Origin of the sequence: Paraburkholderia nodosa DSM 21604 (genome assembly GCF_000519185.1) — a bacterium.
Taxonomy (GTDB): Bacteria; Pseudomonadota; Gammaproteobacteria; order Burkholderiales; family Burkholderiaceae; genus Paraburkholderia; species Paraburkholderia nodosa.
Genome location: NZ_JAFA01000009.1, coordinates 202,546 through 220,508, shown reverse-complemented (window position 1 = coordinate 220,508; position 17,963 = coordinate 202,546). Strand labels below are relative to the sequence as shown.

Here is a 17,963-nt window from a genome sequence, read left to right as displayed (position 1 = left end):
CATCTTTCCACGGCGATAAAATCGCGAGAACGTATATCGATACTATGTGATATGAACCATTTTGATATCGCCCGCGTGGACCTGAATCTGCTGAAAATATTCGAGGCGCTGTTCGAAGAGGGCGGGGCGAGCCGCGCCGCGATTCGCCTCGACATGACGCAGTCGGCCGTGAGCGCGGCGCTCAGGCGTCTGCGCGCGCTCTATGCCGACACGCTGTTCGTGCGCACCGGACGCGGGCTCGCGCCGACCTCGCGCGCGCAGGAACTTAAGCCCGTGATCAGCGAAGCGCTCGACCGCTGCCGCCATAGCCTCGCGATCGCCTCGCCCGATGCCTCCACGTTTCATGGGCGCGCGGTGTCGATCGGGCTTTCCGACGACTTCGAGGTGGCCATTGGCCGGCGCATCATCGAAACGCTGGAAACCAGCGCCCCGGGCCTGCGCATCATCTTTCGCCAGACGCACAGCCAGATCGTCGCCGATGCGCTCGCGAATCAGGACATGGATCTCGCCGTCGCGGCGGGCGGCTTCGCTTCGCGCGGCCTGAGCCACCGGGTGCTCGGCGAGGGCAGCTATGCGTGCCTCGTGGACGACGCGGCGCGCCCGCCGCGGCGCTTGACGCTCGGCGACTACGTATCGAGAGGGCACATTTTGGTGTCGTCGGGCGGCGTGGTCGGGATCGTCGACGAAGGGCTCGCCGCGCGGGGCCTGAAGCGCAATGTGGTGGCGTCTACGACGCATTTCGCCGCGTTGCCCTTTCTGCTCAAGGGCACGCGCAGCGTCGCCACGATTCCGCGCCACGCGGCCGAGGCGATCGCGCGCGTGGCGGGCCTGAAACTGCTCGCGTGCCCGATCGATCTGCCGCGCTATCCCGTGGAACTCGGGTGGCGCAACAGCTCGCTGCGCGACGCCGCTATCGTCAAGGTCCAGGCCGCCATCATCGCGTGCTTTCCGGCAAAACACTGATCGACACCCATGCCGCAATCGCGTTGAATGATCGGGCATGAGATTTGCGTCCAACCATTGATTTTCCAGAACGACGATAACGACGATATCGACGGACTCGACAAGGAGATTCTCCGCATGCGCGCAATGCCTTTCCCCGACGGCTATACGATCGAGTCACATTTGCAAGAACCGCGCGACCTGCGCCGGGTGCCCATTCATCCCGATCACTGGTATCCGCTCGCCTGGTCGCGCGAACTCAAGCCCGGCAAGACGCTGGGCACGCATTTCGCCGGCGAGCCCATCGTGCTCTTTCGCACCGCGTCAGGCGCGGTGCACGCGCTCGAAGACCGCTGCGCTCACCGCCAGGTGCCGCTGCATGCGGGCGTGGTGGACGGCGAGTCGCTTCGCTGCGGCTACCACGGCTGGACCTACGATTGTTCGGGCCAATGCGTGGACGTGCCTTACCTTGGACGGGAGCGTCTGCCCAACGGCGTGCGCGCCTATCCGTGCCGCGAGGCGCACGGCATGATCTTCGTCTTTCCCGGCAACGCCACGCTCGCCGAAGAAACTCCGCTGCCCGTGCTGGATTCGGTCACGGACAAGGCATACAAGACGCGCCGTTTCGGGCGCGAGGTGAAGTGTCACTACTCGTTCATGCACGAGAATCTGATGGACATGAATCACCAGTTCTTGCACCGCCGCCAGATGGGCCAGATGCGGGCGCGCTCGCTCGGCCGGCGGCGCGGCGAGAACTCCATTGAAGTGGACTACACGTTCGTTCGCATGGAGGGCAAGCAGCCCGCGGGCGAGGCGCTCGTGTTCGGCGCGAGCAAGAACCGCGCGGACCCGAGCGACCAGAGCGTGATGACGATCCGCACGGAATATCCGTATCAGACGCTGAAAATACGCTCGAGCGACGACTCGCTCCTCATGGACCTGTGGATCGTCTATGTGCCGCTCGACGCGCGTCAGCGCACGAACCGGACATTCGGTCTCCTTTCGGTCCGCAGGCCCGCCATTCCGTTCCTGCTCGACGCGGCGTGGCCGCTGCTGGTCTGGTTCACGGAGCGCATCTTCAAGGAAGACCGCACCATCGTCGAACTCGAACAGGCGGCGCACGACAACCAGGGCGCCGACTGGAATCACGAGGTCTTTCCCGTCATCAACGAATTGCGCGACCTGCTGCGCGATTGCGGCGAGCGCACCGTGATTCCCATTCGCGAGGTGAGCGAAGCCGATGCCTGAGGCGAAGGCGCCTGGCGCTCGCGTCAGGCCGTTTTGCGGGCGCGCGGTTTGGCAGGCGCCTTTTTCTTCGCTTTGCCCTCGTTGAATTCGATCGCTGCGCGAATGAGTGCCGTCAGCGCGCGCTTGTCGACCTTGTCGCCCTCGAGATAGTCGATGGCGCGTCGCGCGTTGCCGTCGAGCCCGGCGTTGAACAGCTGCTTCGGATCGGGCAGGCTCGCGCCGTCCAGGAACGTGAGCTTCACCTTGCCCTTGTGTGCATTGCCCACGGCGATCATGCCGTCCCGATACCACACGGGGCTGCCCATGTATTTCCATTCCTCGACGATCGCCGGGTCGGCTGCGAGAATGGCCTCGCGCATTGCGGCGAAGGTTTCGCGGCGCCAGTCGGTGAGTTCCGCGATTAGCTGGTCAATCCGTTCCGATGGGGTCATTCGCGCTCCGTGCCTTGCATGACTTCCTGTTGTCGGGCAATCAGGATCGTAATGTAGCACTGAGGTCACCCGGTGACGTGGGCAATGACCATGGGGAGCAAGAAGGGCAGGACGAGTGCGGAAATCGTGCCGTTCATCGCCATACCGAGTCCGGCAAACGCGCCCGCCTCCTCGCTGATCTGGAACGCCCGGGCCGTGCCGATGCCATGCGAGGCCACGCCGATGGCGAAGCCGCGCGCGTCGTCGCGCTGGATGCCGAGCACGCCCAGGATGAAGGTCCCCATGACGGCGCCCGAAATGCCGGTGGCGATCACGATGGCGGCCGTCAACGCAGGCATGCCGCCTACTTTGGCGGAGATCAGCATGCCAATGGCCGCGGTGACCGACTTTGGCGCGAGCGAGGCGACCGTTGCGGGCTCGCAGCCGAACATCACGGCAATCGCCACGGCCGAAACGACGGCCACGCAGCTGCCGGCGAGCAGGCCGCACACCAGCGGAACGAAAGCGTTGCGCAGTTTTTGCAGTTGACGATGGAGCGGCACCGCAAGCGCCACGATCGCCGGCCCGAGCAGAAAATGAATGAAGCGCGCGTGCTCGAAATAGGCCTGGTAAGGAATGCCGCCTGACTTCAGCAGACCGGTGAGCAGCAGGACCGCGATCGCGACAGGGTTTGCCAAAGGATTGCGGCCGCAGCGCTGGTGTATCCAGCAGGCGAGCAGATAGACGCCGATCGTCGCGGCGATGGCAGGTACATCCGAACTCGTGAGCCACGCGCCGATGAAAGCAGGCACCGCGTGTTCAGGCATGGTGGGTCTCCTCGCGCATACCGGCGCAAATCCGCCGTAGCCGCTCATGGTTCGATCTTCGCGGACGGCATCGATTGTTTCGTCTTTCTTTCGAGCAACGCGCAAGTCACGAGTCCGCCGGCGGCAATCGAAAGGGCAGTGCTCACCACGATGGCGACCGCAATGGCGAATAGTTGACCCTTCAACACGCCGGCAAGCGCGAACACGCCTGCGCCAGCTGGGATGAACAAGAGCGAAAGATGATTGAGCAACCCGAGCGCCGGACCTTCCACGTCGCGCTCGACCCGGGGCGCCGCTGAAAGCAGACAGAGCAGCAGCACGAGGCCGATGACCGGGCCGGGAACAGGCACGCGCGCGATCCACGCGATCCATTCTCCGGCGCCCTGTAGCGCGACGAGCAGCGCGAACGTGCGCACGAACGCCAGGTCCGCCTTGACTGGCGCCGGGGCATGCATTGGGGCGGGGTGGTGCATCGGCAAGCTCCGAAGGAACGCAACGGACGCAACGAACGCAACGACACGCCGGCAGTATCCGCCCACCTCGCGAGCGAAAACATGGACGGCAACTGAAGAAATCGTTAAGTGTTGAGCGACGCGCCCGTTCCGGGCGCCTTGACGGAGCTGGATGCGTTTTGCGCTTCCGGCTCCATGAGGGAGATGGTGAAGAAGCTGCCCATGACCGCGGAAAGAATGACGAAGATCGATGCGGCATCGACAAGGAAGCCGAAATAGCGGAACACGAGGAAGCAAATCGAAAGCGTCAACAAGTTAAGCGTAAGGCCGATGATGGCGGAGGCCTTCGGTACGGTGCGCAGGAAGACGGCAAGGCGCGAATTTGTGAAGGCGTCCGGGCCGTGCACGAGCGCGGGGGCGCTCAGGATGTCGGTGCGCGTCGTGGAGGTCGCGTAATCGAAGGCCGCCGCGCCGAGGATCGAAGGCGATGCATGAGTTGCGGTAGCGTTTCATGGTCGCATGGGATCGGTGAAGAGCGCGTATCGATACGGATTCCCGCGCGACGGCGACGCCGCGCGAGAGCCTGCCCCTTCAGTGATCGTGCCTCACCTGCGCCATCACCGGCTGGCTCGCTTTGCGACTCAGCATCAGCGTAACGACCGCGGAAAGCGCGAGCGTCGCGCCAACGACATACAAGCCCGCGGCATAGCTCCCGGTCTGAGTCTTCAGCCATCCGATCACGGCGGGCCCGACGAACCCGCCGAGATTGCCGATCGAATTGATCATGGCGATGCCCGCTGCGGCCCCCGCGCCGGACAGAAACATGCTGGGCATGGCCCAGAGCGGCGCCTTGGCGGCGCTGATGCCGATATTGACCACCACGAGCGCCAGCACGATCATCAGCGCGGTGCTGGCCTGTCCCGCGAAGATAAAACCCACGCATGCCAGCACGCAGGGAATCACGACGTGCCAGGTGCGCTCTGTCGTGCGGTCGGAGTGCCGCGCCCAGAGAATCATGGCGACGACCGCCACGATGCTCGGAATCGCATTCAGCAGCCCGGTTTCGAGCGAACTGAAGCCATATTGCCGGATGATGAGCGGCGCCCACAGGCCCAGCGTGTAAAGGCCGGCCGAGGTGCCGAAGTAGATCAGCGCGAGCGCCAGCACGCGCGGGTCGCGCAGGGCGCTCAGCGCCCCTGCCGTATGGCCGGCGTGCCCCTCGCGGGCCCTCGCTTCCTCGGCGAGCTTCGCCATGAGCCAGTCGCGCTCTTGCGGCTCAAGCCAGCGCGCTTTCGAGGGCGCATCGGTGAGCGCCTTCAGGACCACGAAACCTAGCAGCACGGCAGGAATCGCTTCGATCACGTAAAGCAGTTGCCAGTTGGCGAGACCGAACATGGGCGGCAATTGCATGAGCGCGCCGGAAATCGGCGAACCGAGCGCCGTCGAAATCGGCGCGGCCGCCATGAACCAGGCGGCCGCTGCCGCGCGTTGCTTCGTCGGGAACCAGAGGCTCAGGTAGAGGATGATGCCGGGGAAAAAGCCCGCTTCCGCCACGCCGAGCAAAAAACGCAGCGCATAGAAACTCGTGGGGCCGGTCACAAAGGCGGACGCCGCCGAGACAATGCCCCACGTGACCATGACGCGCGCGATCCAGATGCGCGCGCCCACGCGGTGCAAGATGAGGTTCGACGGCACTTCGAACAGAAAGTAGCCGATGAAGAAAAGGCCGCCGCCCAGGCCGAACGCCGTCGGCGAAAGGCCAATCGCCTTGTTCATCGTCATTGCCGCGAAGCCCACGTTGACCCGGTCGAGAAAGCTCACGAAATAGAGCAGCATGACGAACGGGATGATGCGCCACATGAGTTTGCGCGTGACGATTGCTTCGGTATCCGAATTCAAGTGTCTCCTCCTTGGAGGGTTTGGCGGGGGCGCGCGGGTCTTTTTTGTGTCACGCCCCCGTGTCGGCTTTTTTACGGCGCGCTGGCGCTCAGGCAGCGACGGCTGCCTTTTCGACGAGTTCGCACACCGCGGCCGTGACCTGCGCGGTGGTTGCCTTGCCGCCGAGGTCGCCGGTGTGCAGCGCGGGGTTGGCAGTCACGGTCTCGATGGCTTGCATCACATGAGCGGCGGCTTCGGTTTCGCCGAGGTGCTCGAGCAGCATCACGACCGACCAGAACGTGCCGATCGGATTGGCGAGCCCCTTGCCCATGATGTCGAAGGCCGAACCGTGGATCGGCTCGAACATCGACGGATAACGCCGCTCGGGGTCGATGTTGCCGGTCGGCGCAATGCCCAGGCTACCCGCGAGCGCGGCGGCGAGGTCGCTGAGAATATCCGCGTGCAGGTTGGTCGCGACGATCGTATCGAGCGAAGCCGGGCGGTTGACCATGCGCGCCGTGGCGGCGTCCACCAGCTCCTTGTCCCACTTCACGTCCGGGAACTCCTGCGAAATCTGCTGCGCGATCTCGTCCCACATCACCATGGCGTGGCGTTGCGCGTTGCTTTTGGTGATGACCGTGAGCAGCTTGCGGGGGCGCGACTGCGCGAGGCGGAACGCAAAGCGCAGGATGCGCTCGACCCCGGCGCGCGTGAGGATCGACACATCGGTTGCGGCTTCGAGCGGATGACCCTGGTGCACGCGGCCGCCCACGCCCGAATACTCGCCTTCGGAGTTCTCGCGCACGATTACCCAGTTCAGGTCTTCGGGCTTGCAGCGCTTCAAGGGCGCGTCGATGCCGGGCAGGATGCGCGTGGGCCGTACGTTCGCGTACTGATCGAGGCCCTGGCAGATCTTCAGGCGCAGGCCCCAGAGCGTGATGTGGTCGGGCACGTCGGGGTCGCCCGCGGAGCCGAACAGAATGGCGTCCTTGTTGCGGATGGCGTCGAGCCCGTCGGCCGGCATCATCACGCCGTGCTGGCGGTAGTAGTCGGCGCCCCAGTCGAAGTTTTCGAATTCGAACGCGAAGCGCTGGGTGGTTTTCGCAAGCGCTTCCAGCACCTCCTTGCCCGCGGGCACGACTTCCTTGCCGATGCCGTCGCCGGGAATGGTTGCGATGCGATAGGTCTTCATGTCTCGTTCCTGTGAAGTGTGGCCAGTGTGGGTTCACTTTACCGAACTCCCGGTTCAAAAACCGGTGCTAGACTCAAAGCATCCTTAACTTGAATTCACAAGTGGCGACCGTGACCGACACCGTTCAGCCCGCCGATCTGGGCTTTTTCTCGACGCTCGCGTCCTCGGGCAGCCTGAGCGCCGCTGCGCGCGAGCTGGGCCTCACGCCCGCTGCCGTGAGCAAGCGGCTCGCGCAAATGGAGGAGCGCGCCGGGGTGCCGCTCGTGAACCGCACGACCCGCCGCATGATGCTGACGCCCGAAGGCGAGGTGTACCTGGAGCACGCGCGCCGCATTCTCGACGAGATCGACGAGCTGGGCGAGCTGCTGGGCGGCTCGAGGAAGCATCCCAAGGGGTTGCTGCGCGTGAACGCGACGCTCGGCTTTGGGCGCAGCCATATCGGGCCGGCGCTTTCGCGTTTCGTCGCGCAGTATCCGCAGGTTTCCGTGCAGCTTCAGCTTTCGGTCATGCCTCCGCCGCTCACGGAAGATTCATACGATGTCTGCATCCGCTTCGGCGAGCCGCCCGATACGCGCGTGATCGCGCGGCGTCTCGCGGCGAACCGGCGTTTGCTGTGCGCTTCGCCCGCCTATCTCGCGAGCCGGGGTACGCCCGCCACGGCGCACGACCTCGTGAAGCACAACTGCATCAGCATTCGCCAGGGCGACGAAGCCTATGGCGTGTGGCGGCTTTCGAACGAGCGCGGCAGTGCGCGCAAATCGGAAGCAGTCCGGATCAATGGCAATCTCACGACCAACGACGGCGAGATTGCCGTGAAGTGGGCGCTGGACGGGCACGGCATTTTGATGCGCGCAGAATGGGACATCAACGAATATCTGGCGGACGGGCGGCTCGTGGTCGTGCTGCCCGAGTATGAAACGCCGGGCGCGGACATCTATGCCGTGTATGCGCAGCGGCACCAGCTTTCCACGCGCATTCGGGCGTTCGTCGACTTCCTCGCTATCGAATTGAGCAAGTCGCAGCGATATCCAGTAGCCCGAAGCGCTTAGCCTCGCTTCATTTCGCCGCCGCGGCGATCACGGCGGCGAGGCGCTGCGCGGCCGCTTTCATTTGCGCGCTGCTAAAGCCGCCAAAGCCGAGGATGAGCCCTGGGCGCGCGGTGCCCTTGGCGAACATGGGCGACGCTGCCCGCACTGCGATCCCCTCGTTCGCCGCGAGCCGCACGATCTGGTGATCGTCCAGCCTCGCGGAGAGCCAGAGCACGAGATGCATGCCCTGATCACCGGGCTCGATCCACGCCAGCTCACGGGGCAAGAGCGCTTCGAGCGTTGCGATCAGGCTGAGCCGCTGCTCGGCATAGACGTTGCGCACCTTGCGGACGTGTCGCTCGAGGTGCCCCTCGGTCATGAAGGCCGCGAGCACGTGTTGATCGGCCGTCGGCGGATGGCGGTCCATGAGCACGCGCGCGCCGCAGAATGCATCCACGAGACTGGGCGGCACGACGACATAGCCAAGCCGCAATGAGGGAAACAGGATCTTGCTGAAGGTGCCGAGATACACCACGCGATCCGGCGCGAGGCCCTGCAGCGCCGGAAACGGATAGCCCTCGTAGCGCAGTTCGCTGTCGTAGTCGTCTTCGACGACCCAGCCATGCGCCGAGCGCGCCCAAGCGAGCAACGCCGCGCGCCGCGCCATGCTCAGCGGCATGCCGAGCGGATATTGATGCGAGGGCGTGACGAACGCCACGCGCGCCTTCGGCGCCATGCGAATGCCGGCCTCGACATCGAGACCCTCGGCGTCCACTGGCACGCGCACCATGGCGTCACGGTACGGCAGGCTTTCGAGGATGGCGGTGACGCCACGGTAGGCCGGGTTCTCGACCCATGCCTGGTCGCGCGGCCCCAACAGCACCTGGCTTGCGAGAAAGAGCCCCTGCTGGGTGCCGCTCGTCACGATGACCTGATCCGCTTCGCAGCGCACCGAGCGGGACTTGCGCACATAATCGGCAATCGCTTCGCGCAGCGCCAATGCGCCTTGCGGGTCGGCGTATCCGGTCGGCGAGGCCGGACCCCGCGCGCGCAAGCGGTTGCCGAGCCGGCGCCAGATGTCGCCGGGCGCGGTCAAGCCCGTTGGCACCGAAATGGCGAACGGCACCGGAGGAAGTGGCTTGAACTCGCGTCCGATCCTGGCGAACGTTTCGGCGCGTTCCGGCAGCCCGGCTTGCGCGGCCTGCCCGGAGGCCACGCGGGGCTCGCGTGCGGGCGGCGGCTCCGCCAGCGCGAGCGCCACGCGGGTACCGGCTCCGGCCTTCGATTCAAGAAAGCCCTCGGCGATCAGTTGCTCGTAGGCCTCGACCACCGTGCCGCGCGCCACCTGGAGCGAAGTGGCGAGCGCGCGGGTGGAAGGCAATGCATCGGCGGGCCGCAGATCGCCTTTGCGCACCGCTTCGCGCAACGCCTCTGCGACCTGGCGGCTGAGATTGCCGGCCTCCCGGTCCAGCGTGCCGAACGATGGCATCTCTGCGGCCTGCGCGGTTCTCGGCATGATTCTGGTTCACTGGAGTATGAATAAACTGGATCTATAGAATAAACCACTTTTGAGGCAGACTCGGGTCTGTGGCGGCATCGGCCGCGCTAACCCACCACCTTACGAGCAGGGACAAACGCATGTACGTACCAGCCCATTTCGCCGAAAACCGCAAGGACGTCCTGCACGACTGCATCGCCCAACATCCGTTCGGCACCTTGGTCACGCAGGGCAAAAGCGGGCTCGATGCCAATCACATTCCCTTTGAACTCGCGGCGGGCGAAGGCGAGTTGGGCGTCCTGCGCGCGCACGTCGCGCGGGCCAACCCGGTTTGGCAGGACGTGGCGAACGGCGACGAAGTGCTCGTGATCTTCCGCGCGGGCGACGCGTATATTTCGCCGAGCTGGTATCCGAGCAAGCACGAGGCGCACAAGCAGGTGCCGACCTGGAATTACGTCGTGGTCCATGCTCACGGGCGCATCAGGATTCTCGACGACGAGCGCTACGTGCGCGGCGTGATTGGCCGCCTGACGCGCACGCACGAAGCCACGCAGCCCAAGCCCTGGAAGATGGCCGACGCGCCGAAGGACTACACGGATACGCTCGTCAAGGCGATAGTCGGCGTGGAGATCGAGATCACGCGTCTGGTCGGCAAGAGCAAGCTCAGTCAGAACAAGGAAGAGCGCGATATTCGCGGTGCGGGCGAAGCGCTCAAATCGAGCGGCGAGTCTCGCATTGCCGACGCCATGCTTGCCGCTGCCGACCAGAAGGCGCAATAGCGCGCAACAGCGCACACAAGGGGCCCCGTCATGGCAAACGACCCGCCGCTCGCGTCGGGCTTTTCATGCATCGATTCAGCGAGCCTGCCATGGGTGTCCTCCCGCTACGCACCTGGCGTCGAGGTCAAGAACCTCGGCAAGGCAGACGGCCGCGCGATGCAACTGGTCCGGTTCGCTGCGGGGGCAACGTTCCCCGATCACCGCCATACGGGCCCCGAGTGCATCTACATACTCGAAGGCGAGGCCGTGCAAAACGGCCGGCGGCTCGCGGCGGGATACGCGGGCATTGCCGAACGGAGCACCGTCGACACAGGATTTCATAGCGACACGGGCTGCGTGTTCCTGCTCGTCTACGACCTGGACCAGGTGTTCGACAAAACCTGATTGCCATGCAGGCTCGCGGGTAAACACGGGTAAACCACATTCCAGGCGCTTGAAGAAAATCTTCACAGGCCTATTCAACTAGTATTTAATAAACCGGCGCGGCAGTGAGCGATCGGTCACGCGCATCGCCGTGACCTGACCCTGACGGTACGAGGCCGGAACGATGAATCCCCACGAATACGAAATCCACGATGCGCGCTTTCGCATGCTGCTGCAGCCCAACGCGCAGTTCGAGAAGCTCGCGGGCGGCTGCATGTGGGCGGAAGGACCGGTATGGTTTCCCGCCGGCGACTTTCTTGTCTGGAGCGACATTCCCAACAACCGGATGATGCGCTGGGTGCCCGGCATCGGCACGGGCGTGTTCCGCGCGAACTCGAATTTCAGCAACGGCAACACACTCGACCGCGAATGCCGGCTCGTGACCTGCGAGCACGGCACGCGCCGCGTGACGCGCACGGAGCACGACGGGCGCATCACCGTCATTGCCGACCGCTACGAAGGGCATCGGCTGAATTCGCCCAACGACGTGATTGTGCATTCGGACGGCTCGATCTGGTTCACCGACCCCGACTACGGCATTCTCGGCGACTATGAGGGCTTTCGCGCGCCGAGCGAGATCGGCGCATGCCACGTGTATCGCGTGGCGCCCGATACGGGCGCGGTGCAGCGCATGGCCGACGACTTCATGAAGCCCAACGGGCTCGCATTCTCGCCCGATGAATTGCGGCTCTATGTGGCCGACTCGGGCGCGTCGCATATCGAGAACGGCCCGCATCACATCCGCGTATTCGACGTGGACGCGCAAGGCGGGTTGCACAACGGCCGGGTCTTCGCCGAGGTGTCGCCGGGCGTGCCCGACGGCATGCGCGTGGACGAGCACGGCAACGTCTGGACGAGCGCGGGCGACGGCATCCACTGCTATGCGCCCGACGGCACGTTGCTCGGCAAGATCCTCGTGCCGGAGACGGTCGCGAATCTCGTGTTCGGCGGCCCGAATCGCAATCGCCTTTTCATTGCAGCCAGCACGTCGCTGTACTCGCTTTATGTTGGCGTGCGCGGCGCTTTCCACGGAGACCGGCAATGACGCTTCTCGACCCCGCCTCGCTTTCGGCCGCGCTCATTCTCCTCGACCGGCGCGATGACGTTGCCATCGCGCGCGGACAGTTGATGCCCGGCTCGACACTCTATGGCGACCATACGGTCGCGGGCATGATTCCGCCTGGCCACAAGGTCGCGCTGCGCGATATCGAGCCGGGCGAACCGGTGCGCCGCTACGGGCAGATCATCGGCTTTGCGAGCCGGCCGATCCGTCGCGGCGAACACGTGCATACCCAGAATCTCTCGATGGGCGATTTCGAGCGCGACTACGCATTCGGCGTGGACGCGCACGACACGGCCGCCGCTGCGCAACCTGCCACATTCCTCGGCATTCGGCGCGCGGACGGCCGCGTCGCGACGCGTAACTACATAGGCATCCTGACGTCTGTGAATTGCTCGGCCACGGTCGCCCGCGCGATAGCCGATCACTTCCGTCGCGACATCCACCCCGAAGCGCTGGAAGCTTTTCCCAACGTCGATGGCGTGGTGGCGCTCACCCACGGCGAAGGCTGTGCGCTCGCGGCCGAGGGCGAGCCGATCACGGTGTTGCGCCGCACGCTTGCGGGTTATGCACGGCACGCTAATTTTTATGCCGTGCTGATCGTCGGACTCGGCTGCGAGACGAACCAGATCGACGGTCTCGTGGAAGCCGAACAGCTCGAGCGCGGCGCGCGCCTCTCGACCATGACGATCCAGCAGACGGGCGGCACCGCGCGCACGGTGGCAGCGGGCATCGAACAGGTGCGCGCGCTGCTGGCCGATGCGAACCGCGTGACGCGCGAGCCTGTCGACGCGCGTCATCTCATGGTCGGCTTGCAGTGCGGCGGCTCGGACGGCTACTCCGGCATTTCCGCGAACCCGGCGCTCGGCGCGGCCGTGGACCGGCTCGTCACGCACGGCGGCACGGCGATCCTCTCCGAAACGCCCGAAATCTACGGGGCCGAGCATCTGCTCACCCGGCGCGCGGTGTCGCGCGAAGTGGGCGAAAAGCTGGTGGCGCGCATCCGCTGGTGGGAAGCGTATTGCGCGCGCATGGAAGCCAACATGAACAACAACCCTTCTGCCGGCAACAAGGCAGGCGGTCTCACGACGATTCTCGAAAAGTCGCTCGGCGCGGTGGCGAAAGGCGGCACGACGCGGCTCGTCGAGACCTACGAGTATGCGCAGCCCGTGCGCGCGCAGGGGCTCGTGTTCATGGATACGCCCGGCTACGACCCGGTGTCCGCCACCGGCCAGGTGGCGGGCGGCGCCAACCTGATCTGCTTCACGACGGGCCGCGGCTCGGCCTACGGCTGCGCGCCTTCGCCGTCGCTCAAGCTCGGCACGAACAGCGCGCTGTGGCGACGCCAGGAAGAAGACATCGACCTGAACTGTGGCCGCATCCTGGACGGCGAGCAAAGCGTGGACGAGGCCGGCGCCGCGATCTTCGAACTGATGCTCGCGACGGCCTCCGGGCAGCGCACGAAGAGCGAGCTGCACGGCTACGGCCAGAATGAATTCGTGCCCTGGCATCTGGGGGCGGTCATGTAGAGCGGGAGCGATTCGGACAGGCGCCGCCACTCACGGGAGAGACGACGCCACATTCAGAAGGAGTGCTTTCCATGAAGGAAAAATCGCGCTGGCTGGTCATTTTCTTCTGCTTTCTGGCGATTGCGGTCAACTACATCGACCGCGCCAATCTCGCGGTGGCGGCGCCGCACATCATGAAGGACCTCGGCATTGGTCCTGCCGCCATGGGGCTGCTGCTCAGCGGCTTCTTCTGGACTTACGCCGTGATGCAGCTGCCGTATGGCTGGTTCGTCGACCGGGCCGGCGCGCGCATCGCGTTGCCGTTCGCCGTCGGCTGGTGGTCGGTGTTCACCGCGGCCACCGCAGTGGCGGGCAGCTTCGCGGCGATGTTCGGCTGCCGGCTCATGCTCGGCGCGGGCGAGGCGGGGGCGTATCCGTCGTGCGCGAAGCTCGTGAGCCAGTGGTTCTCGCGCGACGAACGCGCGCTTGCCACGAGCATCTTCGACAGCGGCTCGCGCGTGGGCTCCGCGCTCTCGCTGCCGCTCGTCGCCGCGATCATGGCCGCGTGGGGCTGGAAGGCGTCGTTTGCGATTACCGGCGCGCTCGGACTCGTGTGGATCGTGGGCTGGGTCGTGATGTATCGGGAACCCGAGGCGCGGGCCGCACTCGATCAGCCGCGCGCCCCCGCGCCGGCCGCCGCCTCGATACGCTGGAGCGCGTTGTTCCGCTACCGCACCGTGTGGGGCATGATGCTCGGCTTCTTCTGCCTGAACTTCGTCATTTACTTCTTTATTACGTGGTTCCCGAGCTATCTCGTGGAGGCGCGCGGTTTCTCGCTCAAGTCGCTCGGCACGCTCGGCACCTTGCCCGCCATTGCCTCGATACCTGGCGGCTGGCTGGGCGGCTGGCTTTCCGATACGCTCGTGAAGCGCGGCTGGAGCCTGACTGCCGCACGCAAGACGTGCATTGTCGGCGGCATGCTGCTTTCGTCCGTGATCACGCTCACCGGCATTGTTCAGGATATCTATGTAATGCTCGCGCTCTTCGCGATTGCCTATGGGAGTCTCGCGGCCGCGGCGGCCAGTATCTGGTCGCTGCCTGCCGACGTCGCGCCCACGCCGCGGCATGTCGCCTCGCTGGCGGGCATCCAGAACTTCGCGTCGAATCTCGCAGGCATCGCGCTGACGACGTTTACCGGCGTGATGCTGCAGCTCACGCGCGGCTCTTTCACGATTCCGCGCGTTGTCGCTGGCGGATTTTGCGTGCTCGGCGCGGTGAGCTATCTTTTGATTGTCGGTCGCGTCGAGCCGCTCCAGGCGCCCGAGGCCAGCGGCGTCGACCAACCGGCTTACGCGCCGCGCACGTAAGCAAGAAAGCGCCGCCTCTTACTCCGCTGCCATACACAGGGTCATGGACATGTCGAATGCCACTGCTGCAAAGGGTTCAGAAGTCGTTATCGAGGCTCGCGCGCTGCACGCCTTTGTCGTTGCCATCTGGCGCGCGGCGGGCAGCGAGCCGCGCGAGGCGACGCTGGTTGCCGATCATCTCGTCGAAGCCAACCTCGCCGGGCACGACTCGCACGGCGTGGGCATGATTCCGCGCTATATGCTGGCGTGCCGCGAAGGCGAGCTCAAACTGAACGCGCACGCGCAGGTCGTGCGCGACGCGGGTGCGGTGCTCACGATCGAAGCCGGGCGCGGCTTCGGGCAAGTCACGGCGTTCGAGGCGATGGAGCACGGCATCGAGCGCGCGAAGTCGCTCGGCGTGTGTGCGCTCGGCCTGCGCAACGCGCATCACATCGGACGTATCGGGCACTGGGCGGAGCAATGTGCGCGCGCCGGGCTCGTGTCGTTCCACTTCGTCAACGTCGCGGGCGATCCGCTCGTCGCGCCGTTCGGCGGCATCGACCGGCGCTTCGGCACCAATCCGTTTTGCGCGGCGTTTCCGCTCGAGGGGCGCTCGCCGCTGGTGCTCGATTTCGCCACGAGCGCGATTGCGGCGGGTAAGGTGCGCGTGGCCTACAACAAGGGCGTGGATGTGCCCGCCGATGCGCTGATCGACAGCGACGGCCGCCCCACGCGCGATCCGGGCGCGCTGTTCAGCGATACCCAGCACGGCGCGTTGCGCGCGTTCGGCGGCGCGGTGGCGGGCCACAAGGGTTCGGGGCTCGCCGCGATGTGCGAGATTCTGGCGGGCGCTCTCTCGGGCGGCTTCACGACGCGCGAGCAAACCATCGTCTCCACGCACGCGATCGTCAATTGCATGACGTCGGTGATCGTCGATCCGGCGGCGTTCGACGCGCCCTCGCGCGAGCAGGAAGCGCTCGCGTTCGTCGAATGGCTAAAGGCCACGCGGCGCGCGGCGGGTGTCGATGAGATCCTGCTGCCCGGCGAGCGCGAGGACGCGACGCGGCGCGCGCGCGAGGCACACGGCATTCCCGTGGATGCGACGAGCTGGTCGCAGATCGTCGACGCCGCGCGCATGGCGGGCGTGACTGAGGCGGATATCGCGGCGTGCGAGCGTAGCTCGCGCTAACGCCCTGGCTAACTACGTGCCGCTCACTCGTCGCACTTCACCTCGTTTTTGGGCGCGACGATGATCACCGGGTAGGTGCCGCGATCGAGTTCGACGCGCACGACGATGGCGGTGGTGGCAGGGTCGCTATCGTCGTACACGCTCACCTTCTCGTTCTTCAATAGCGTGACGCCGGTGCAGCCGGAGGCGTGGCTGTCGTCGTCGGCGATCTTGCATTGAATCTCGTTGTCCTTCAGGTAGCGAATGCGGTCGCGTTCCGGCGTGGCCAGATAGTCGCGCACGCTTGGCGCCGAGCCGGCAACGCCCGTCACATAACCGATTGCGCAGTCGCGCTTCGAATTCGAATCGCCCGACGACGTTTGGGCAAGGACGGGCGTGGCGGCCAGCGCCATGGCAGCGAAGGCAGCGAGGACCGGCGAGAGGGTGAGGCACTTCATGAGTGATCTTTTGCCGCAAAAGGGGAAGCGCCGATTTTAACGCTTTCGCGTAGTCCACAGCGATGGGTCGAAGAGCATTCGATCGAAGTCGATCACGGCTTGGGATTCAAATGGCTTCGTGCGAAGCTCTCCACGACTGTACGAGCACGACCTGCTAGCGTATGCAACGAGCGTGCTCTTGTTCGTGCTGAAGGGCTATTCAACCGAGGAGGTCGGGCAGGCGTTGAGCCGGGAAGGTATCGCGGTGCGCTCGACCCATCTTCCAGGGCTACAGGGGGCTCAGACGCTAAATCCCGCAACTCGCATCAACTGGCGCGACACTGCGCCGCCTGAGCCTTCCGCCTCGAATTGTGCGCGAAGGCTCGCGTCTGCCCTGCGGGTCACGCCACGGTGCATGGCCACAATTAAAGCGAAAACGGCGACGAGAAACATCGGTGCGGCAAACATCGTATTGCTCCTGGCTGTTGAGACCGGATATGTGTTCGGCGATGGTCGTGTGCGATCGCGTCGCACTGGCGTCAGCGATCGCTGCCAGGCCTTCACGATGCCCGGATGGCGCCGGTTGGGATAGGTGCAGTTCCCTCAAGGGTGTGCGCCGCCCACGCGAATCGCATCGGTATTCTGCGTAGACTGTCATCCACCGGAGTTCCGGTCACCGGAAGGCTCCCATAAATAATATATCACAACATGATATAGGCAAGCGTGCGTGAGTCACTTGCTGGAAACTGTCACAAATATGGGTTGATGGGACCTCGGAAGCGCACCAGTGCCCACCGATGACGCCCGCGACCAGTCCGGGCAGTACAAGATGGATCAGTCCCCGTTCCTGGCCGTCGCCGCTGCGGTTCAGGCGCACGGCATCGCGCGCCGGGATCGCTTTGCCGCGCTCGCGGGAGGGATGCCCTGTAGAGGAGCGGTCGCGCCTGTTTTTGTGCTCTCAGCTATACCTCGCGTGACCTGGGCGCGAGTGCCGGAGTGTCTAATAGGCGCCGCCCGTATCGATCGTCAGATAGAGCATGTCATGCTCGAGGAGCGTGATGAAATGCTCGTCCTCCTGAAAAAGTTCCTCCAGGAGGTCGCTGCTGGAAAGCACGCCGATGACGCGCCCGGACTCGATAACCGGCAGGTGCCGGATCCGCCTGGTATGCATCGACGCGAGGCACTGATCGCAAGTGTGATCGGGTGTCACATAAAACACCTCGGTGGTCATGATCTCGCCAACCCTGGTGCTGGCGGCGTCGCGGCCGAGCACTTCGACCTTGCGGGCGTAGTCGCGCTGGGACAGGATGCCGGCAAGCTTGCCGCCTTGCAGCACAAGCATAGTCGTCACATCCTTTTCCGCCATTAAATGCAGCGCCGCGAGCACCGTGTCATCGGGGCTGACCGAAACAACCTCGCGGGAGATCACGGACAGAATCTGCCGTGCGGTCTTCCTCTCCTTTTTCATGGCCACCTCCAGACAGAACGGACAGCACGCACAGACTCCGCATGATCAAGGCAAACGGGATACGATCAGTCCGCAACGGCTGGCCGATCTAGTCGGTTGTGCTGAATTGCAGTGTAGATCGTTTGCCTTATCAAGACCAGGCCGTCTCTCCAGCGCAATTGCTCGGAGCATTCGGCGCCTGAATCACTCGAAATCCAGCAGTGAATCAGTAGCGTGCTGTTGCTGAACCAGCAACTTGCTTGCGGTTTTGCCGCCGTACGCACACCTGCTCCCCGACCAATGACTGGCATGGCTTCTGC

19 protein-coding genes are annotated in these 17,963 nt (G+C 64.9%); 9 read left to right on the top strand and 10 right to left on the bottom strand.

The features are described 5' to 3' along the window. Window positions 1-51: 51 nt before the first annotated feature. Entirely contained in the window at window positions 52-963 is a 912-nt protein-coding gene (locus tag A3CW_RS0115780) for a LysR family transcriptional regulator (RefSeq protein ID WP_028204438.1), read from the top strand. Window positions 964-1,080: 117 nt separating this feature from the next. Further along, the gene (locus tag A3CW_RS0115775; protein WP_028204437.1) at window positions 1,081-2,190 is read left to right on the top strand and encodes an aromatic ring-hydroxylating oxygenase subunit alpha; all 1,110 of its coding nucleotides are present in this window, start codon (window positions 1,081-1,083) and stop codon (window positions 2,188-2,190) included. A gap of 23 nt (window positions 2,191-2,213) precedes the next feature. Here the strand turns inward: A3CW_RS0115775 and A3CW_RS0115770 are convergent, their stop codons facing one another. The 6 genes from A3CW_RS0115770 to A3CW_RS0115735 form a co-directional block, all read right to left on the bottom strand. Next, entirely contained in the window at window positions 2,214-2,621 is a 408-nt protein-coding gene (locus A3CW_RS0115770) for a DUF1801 domain-containing protein (protein WP_028204436.1), read from the bottom strand. A 65-nt stretch (window positions 2,622-2,686) separates the two neighbouring features. Then, window positions 2,687-3,427 (bottom strand): LrgB family protein, encoded by a 741-nt coding sequence (locus A3CW_RS0115765; protein WP_051481487.1) that lies wholly within the window; start codon window positions 3,425-3,427, stop codon window positions 2,687-2,689. A 44-nt stretch (window positions 3,428-3,471) separates the two neighbouring features. Further along, window positions 3,472-3,900, bottom strand: a complete 429-nt coding sequence (locus A3CW_RS0115760) for a CidA/LrgA family protein (RefSeq protein ID WP_245623657.1) — start codon at window positions 3,898-3,900, stop codon at window positions 3,472-3,474. 104 nt (window positions 3,901-4,004) lie between these two features. Beyond that, window positions 4,005-4,286, bottom strand: coding sequence for a hypothetical protein (locus A3CW_RS0115750; RefSeq protein WP_154677954.1), 282 nt, complete (start codon window positions 4,284-4,286; stop codon window positions 4,005-4,007). Window positions 4,287-4,470: 184 nt separating this feature from the next. After that, entirely contained in the window at window positions 4,471-5,739 is a 1,269-nt protein-coding gene (locus A3CW_RS0115740; protein WP_266232469.1) for an MFS transporter, read from the bottom strand. A gap of 127 nt (window positions 5,740-5,866) precedes the next feature. Then, window positions 5,867-6,949, bottom strand: a complete 1,083-nt coding sequence (locus A3CW_RS0115735; protein ID WP_028204431.1) for a tartrate dehydrogenase — start codon at window positions 6,947-6,949, stop codon at window positions 5,867-5,869. A 110-nt stretch (window positions 6,950-7,059) separates the two neighbouring features. Here A3CW_RS0115735 and A3CW_RS0115730 point away from each other — a divergent pair, with 110 nt between their 5' ends. Further along, on the top strand, window positions 7,060-7,998 hold the full coding sequence (locus A3CW_RS0115730) for a LysR family transcriptional regulator (RefSeq protein WP_028204430.1): 939 nt from the start codon (window positions 7,060-7,062) through the stop codon (window positions 7,996-7,998). 7 nt (window positions 7,999-8,005) lie between these two features. On the opposite strand, the gene pdxR is transcribed toward A3CW_RS0115730, so the two are convergent. Further along, window positions 8,006-9,493 (bottom strand): MocR-like pyridoxine biosynthesis transcription factor PdxR, encoded by a 1,488-nt coding sequence (pdxR, locus tag A3CW_RS0115725; protein ID WP_028204429.1) that lies wholly within the window; start codon window positions 9,491-9,493, stop codon window positions 8,006-8,008. Window positions 9,494-9,615: 122 nt separating this feature from the next. Between pdxR and A3CW_RS0115720 the strand changes: the two genes are divergently transcribed. The 6 genes from A3CW_RS0115720 to A3CW_RS0115695 all read left to right on the top strand — a co-directional run bounded on the left by A3CW_RS0115720 (window position 9,616) and on the right by A3CW_RS0115695 (window position 15,780). Then, window positions 9,616-10,254 (top strand): FMN-binding negative transcriptional regulator, encoded by a 639-nt coding sequence (locus A3CW_RS0115720; protein ID WP_028204428.1) that lies wholly within the window; start codon window positions 9,616-9,618, stop codon window positions 10,252-10,254. A 30-nt stretch (window positions 10,255-10,284) separates the two neighbouring features. After that, entirely contained in the window at window positions 10,285-10,638 is a 354-nt protein-coding gene (locus tag A3CW_RS0115715) for a cupin domain-containing protein (protein WP_028204427.1), read from the top strand. A gap of 163 nt (window positions 10,639-10,801) precedes the next feature. Then, window positions 10,802-11,722 (top strand): SMP-30/gluconolactonase/LRE family protein, encoded by a 921-nt coding sequence (locus A3CW_RS0115710; RefSeq protein WP_028204426.1) that lies wholly within the window; start codon window positions 10,802-10,804, stop codon window positions 11,720-11,722. After that, window positions 11,719-13,266, top strand: coding sequence for a UxaA family hydrolase (locus tag A3CW_RS0115705; protein ID WP_028204425.1), 1,548 nt, complete (start codon window positions 11,719-11,721; stop codon window positions 13,264-13,266). Before A3CW_RS0115710 ends, A3CW_RS0115705 begins: the two co-directional genes overlap by 4 nt. A gap of 71 nt (window positions 13,267-13,337) precedes the next feature. Further along, window positions 13,338-14,612 carry an MFS transporter gene (locus A3CW_RS46420; RefSeq protein WP_051481485.1) on the top strand — a complete coding sequence of 425 codons (1,275 nt, stop codon included), beginning with the start codon at window positions 13,338-13,340 and terminating at the stop codon, window positions 14,610-14,612. A gap of 49 nt (window positions 14,613-14,661) precedes the next feature. After that, window positions 14,662-15,780 carry a malate/lactate/ureidoglycolate dehydrogenase gene (locus A3CW_RS0115695; RefSeq protein WP_028204424.1) on the top strand — a complete coding sequence of 373 codons (1,119 nt, stop codon included), beginning with the start codon at window positions 14,662-14,664 and terminating at the stop codon, window positions 15,778-15,780. Window positions 15,781-15,803: 23 nt separating this feature from the next. Here the strand turns inward: A3CW_RS0115695 and A3CW_RS0115690 are convergent, their stop codons facing one another. The 3 genes from A3CW_RS0115690 to A3CW_RS0115680 all read right to left on the bottom strand — a co-directional run bounded on the left by A3CW_RS0115690 (window position 15,804) and on the right by A3CW_RS0115680 (window position 17,664). Then, window positions 15,804-16,217, bottom strand: coding sequence for a hypothetical protein (locus A3CW_RS0115690; protein WP_028204423.1), 414 nt, complete (start codon window positions 16,215-16,217; stop codon window positions 15,804-15,806). A gap of 279 nt (window positions 16,218-16,496) precedes the next feature. Beyond that, window positions 16,497-16,664 (bottom strand): hypothetical protein, encoded by a 168-nt coding sequence (locus A3CW_RS53315; RefSeq protein ID WP_154677953.1) that lies wholly within the window; start codon window positions 16,662-16,664, stop codon window positions 16,497-16,499. Window positions 16,665-17,196: 532 nt separating this feature from the next. Beyond that, window positions 17,197-17,664 (bottom strand): CBS domain-containing protein, encoded by a 468-nt coding sequence (locus A3CW_RS0115680; RefSeq protein WP_028204422.1) that lies wholly within the window; start codon window positions 17,662-17,664, stop codon window positions 17,197-17,199. Window positions 17,665-17,963 lie beyond the last annotated feature (299 nt).